General features: G+C 67.6%; 4 protein-coding genes. 2 read left to right on the top strand and 2 right to left on the bottom strand.

Annotated features, from left to right (window positions below; all coding sequences use genetic code 11):
* Window positions 1–5: 5 nt before the first annotated feature.
* Together DXK32_RS31770 and fumC are read right to left on the bottom strand one after the other, a co-directional pair.
* Window positions 6–209 (bottom strand): ribbon-helix-helix domain-containing protein, encoded by a 204-nt coding sequence (locus DXK32_RS31770; RefSeq protein ID WP_109068052.1) that lies wholly within the window; start codon window positions 207–209, stop codon window positions 6–8.
* Window positions 210–228: 19 nt separating this feature from the next.
* On the bottom strand, window positions 229–1,629 hold the full coding sequence (gene fumC, locus DXK32_RS31775) for a class II fumarate hydratase (RefSeq protein WP_114862138.1): 1,401 nt from the start codon (window positions 1,627–1,629) through the stop codon (window positions 229–231).
* A 221-nt stretch (window positions 1,630–1,850) separates the two neighbouring features.
* On the opposite strand from fumC, the gene DXK32_RS31780 reads away from it, so the two are divergent.
* Together DXK32_RS31780 and DXK32_RS31785 are read left to right on the top strand one after the other, a co-directional pair.
* Window positions 1,851–2,105, top strand: a complete 255-nt coding sequence (locus DXK32_RS31780) for a hypothetical protein (RefSeq protein ID WP_114862139.1) — start codon at window positions 1,851–1,853, stop codon at window positions 2,103–2,105.
* A gap of 139 nt (window positions 2,106–2,244) precedes the next feature.
* Complete coding sequence (locus DXK32_RS31785; RefSeq protein ID WP_114862140.1) at window positions 2,245–2,688, top strand: IS5 family transposase; 444 nt, start codon at window positions 2,245–2,247, stop codon at window positions 2,686–2,688.
* The last annotated feature ends 58 nt before the right edge of the window (window positions 2,689–2,746 follow it).

Here is a 2,746-nt window from a genome sequence, read left to right on the forward strand (position 1 = left end):
GCCCCTTACCCCCGCCCCTGCACCGCGTTCAGCACGAAGACGCGGATCGCGCTCGACAGGTTGCCGCTGCGGGTCGAATCGATCTCCTCGATCAGCGCGTTGACCGACATCCCCCGAGCCTGCGCAAGGCCCTTCAGCGCCTCCCAGAACTCCTCTTCCAGGGAGACGCTGGTCGGGTGCCCGGCGATGAGGACGGAGCGCTTTTTCATCGACGGCGCGCGGCCCCGGTCACCGGGGCTTGACCATGGTGTCCGGCTTGACCCACTGATCGAACTGCTCCTCGGTCAGCAGGCCCAGAGCGACGCCGGCCTGTTTCAGGGTCGTCCCCTCCTTGTGCGCCTTCTTGGCGATCTTGGCCGCGTTGTCGTAGCCGATGTGCGGGTTCAGCGCGGTGACCAGCATCAGGCTCTCGTTCAGCAGCTGGCCGATGCGCTCGCGGTTCGCCTCGATGCCGACCACCGCGTTGTCGGTGAAGCTGTTGCAGGCGTCGGCCAGCAGCCGGATCGACTGCAGCACGTTGTAGGCGATCACCGGCTTGAAGACATTCAGCTCGAAATGGCCGGTGGCGCCGGCGATGCTGACGGTGGTCTGGTTGCCCATCACCTGGGCGCAGACCATGGTCATCGCCTCCGACTGGGTGGGGTTCACCTTGCCGGGCATGATGGAGGAGCCGGGCTCGTTCTCCGGCAGCGCGATCTCCCCGATGCCGCAGCGCGGACCGGAGCCGAGCAGGCGGATGTCGTTGGCGATCTTCATCAGCGACACCGCCAGCGTGTTCAGGCTGCCGTGGGCGTCGACCAGGGCGTCGTGGGTGGCCAGCGCCTCGAACTTGTTCTCGGCCGTGACGAAGGGCAGCCCGGTGATGGCGGCCACCTCCACCGCGAAGGCTTCGGCGAAGCCGGTCTTGGCGTTCAGACCGGTGCCGACCGCCGTGCCGCCCTGGGCCAGCCGGTAGAGCTGCGGCAGCGACGCCTTCACCCGCTCGATCCCGTAGGCGATCTGGGTGGCGTAGCCGGAGAACTCCTGCCCCAGGGTCAGCGGCGTGGCGTCCTGGAGATGGGTGCGCCCGATCTTCACGATGTCGGCGAATTCCGCCGCCTTCGCCGCCAGCGCCGCGTGCAGGTGCTCCAGCGCCGGCAGAAGCTCGTGGTGGATCTGCTCGGCCGCGGCGATGTGCATGGCGGTGGGGAAGCTGTCGTTGGACGACTGCCCCATGTTGACGTGGTCGTTGGGGTGGACCGGCTTCTTCGACCCCATCTCGCCGCCCAGCGCCTCGATGGCGCGGTTGGAGATGACCTCGTTCGCGTTCATGTTGGTCTGGGTGCCGGAGCCGGTCTGCCAGACCACCAGCGGGAAATGATCGGCCAGCGTGCCGTCGATCACCTCCTCCGCCGCCTCGACGATGGCGCGGCCCAGCCGGGGGTCGAGCACCTCCAGCGCCATGTTGGCGAGCGCCGACGCCTTCTTCTGGATGCCGAGGGCGCGCACCAGCGCCGGCGGCATGCGCTCCCCGCCGATGCGGAAGTTGCGCAGCGAGCGCTGCGTCTGGGCGCCCCAGTAACGGTCGGCGGCAACCTCGATCGGTCCGAAGCTGTCGGTCTCGGTGCGCATCCCGGTCTTGCCGGTCATGGTCAGGTCCTCGTCGGTTCGAACATCATTCCGGTCAGCGCATTTTTTCCCGAATCGCCCGCCGGGCAAGGGGAATCAACGCGGAATCCCCTTTGGGCAAGGGTCCGGCCGAATTTGTTCTTGTTGCGTTCCGTTTCCTGCGTTACCGTTTCTGCGTGGCCGGCCCCGCCGCCTCCATCCCGCCCCATCCCGCTGCCCCTCTCCAGCCCTGGGAGATTCGAATGAGCGATTTCGCCCTGGACCATGTCCGCGCCCTGATTGCCAAACCCCGCGTCGCCGAGATGACGGCGAAGGGCTGGCGCGTGATCGGCCCCGGCGAGGAAGGCTCCCTGCTGATGGAAGGGCCGCAGCTTGGCGGCGCGCCGGTGCGCCTGTCGGCCCTGGTCAACGATCTGTTCGACGATCTGGTCGCCCAGGCGCTGGAGCGCGCCGACCGCGTCGACCACGCCGCGGGCCGCCTGCCGCGCGCCGCGTAAGGGGCTACGACCGGCGCGCCGGGCCCCGCAAAGGATGTACTTCGCCCGGCGGGACGGCCTGTTAACGTCCCGCCGTGGCGGCTTAGGTCCTGTCTGACGAGACTATTGACGTTGTGCTTCAGAGCGCAAGGTCAGTTTGATGGCTTACGATGCAACAGGGCTGCAACGCTACGAACTGAGCGACGCGCAGTGGGATCGGATCGCGGATTTGATGCCGCGGTCCAATCCGCGAGGTGGCGGGGTGTGGCGGGATCACCGTCAGGTCGTTGATGGTCTGATGTGGAAGCTGAACACCGGCGCCCAATGGCGGGACATTCCCGAACGCTACGGCCCCTGGCAGACGATCTACGAACGCTTTGTGCGGTGGCGTTACGACGGGCTGTTCGAGCGTATCCTCGACCGGCTGCGCTTGCAGCTCGATGCGGATGGTCGGATCGATGTGGACCTCTGGTGCATCGACGGCACCAGCATCCGGGCCAGTCGCTCGGCGGCTGGGGGCGGAAAAAGGGGGGCTCGGACGAGCCGGCCGACCACGCGCTCGGCCGCTCCCGCGGGGGCTTCGGGACCAAAATCCATTTGGTGACCGAGGTCACGTCCCTGAACGTGGTGTAGGAGCTGTGGGGAACCGGCCCGCCGAAGCG

It is taken from the genome of Azospirillum brasilense (assembly GCF_003349955.1).
In the GTDB taxonomy this organism is placed as follows: Bacteria; Pseudomonadota; Alphaproteobacteria; order Azospirillales; family Azospirillaceae; genus Azospirillum; species Azospirillum brasilense_B.

Excerpts from the sequence above, each read along its gene's own strand:
- fumC (WP_114862138.1), bottom strand. The coding sequence starts at position 1,629 with ATGACCGGCAAGACCGGGATGCGCACCGAGACCGACAGCTTCGGACCG.
- DXK32_RS31770 (WP_109068052.1), bottom strand. The coding sequence starts at position 209 with ATGAAAAAGCGCTCCGTCCTCATCGCCGGGCACCCGACCAGCGTCTCC.
- DXK32_RS31780 (WP_114862139.1), top strand. The coding sequence starts at position 1,851 with ATGAGCGATTTCGCCCTGGACCATGTCCGCGCCCTGATTGCCAAACCC.
- DXK32_RS31785 (WP_114862140.1), top strand. The coding sequence starts at position 2,245 with ATGGCTTACGATGCAACAGGGCTGCAACGCTACGAACTGAGCGACGCG.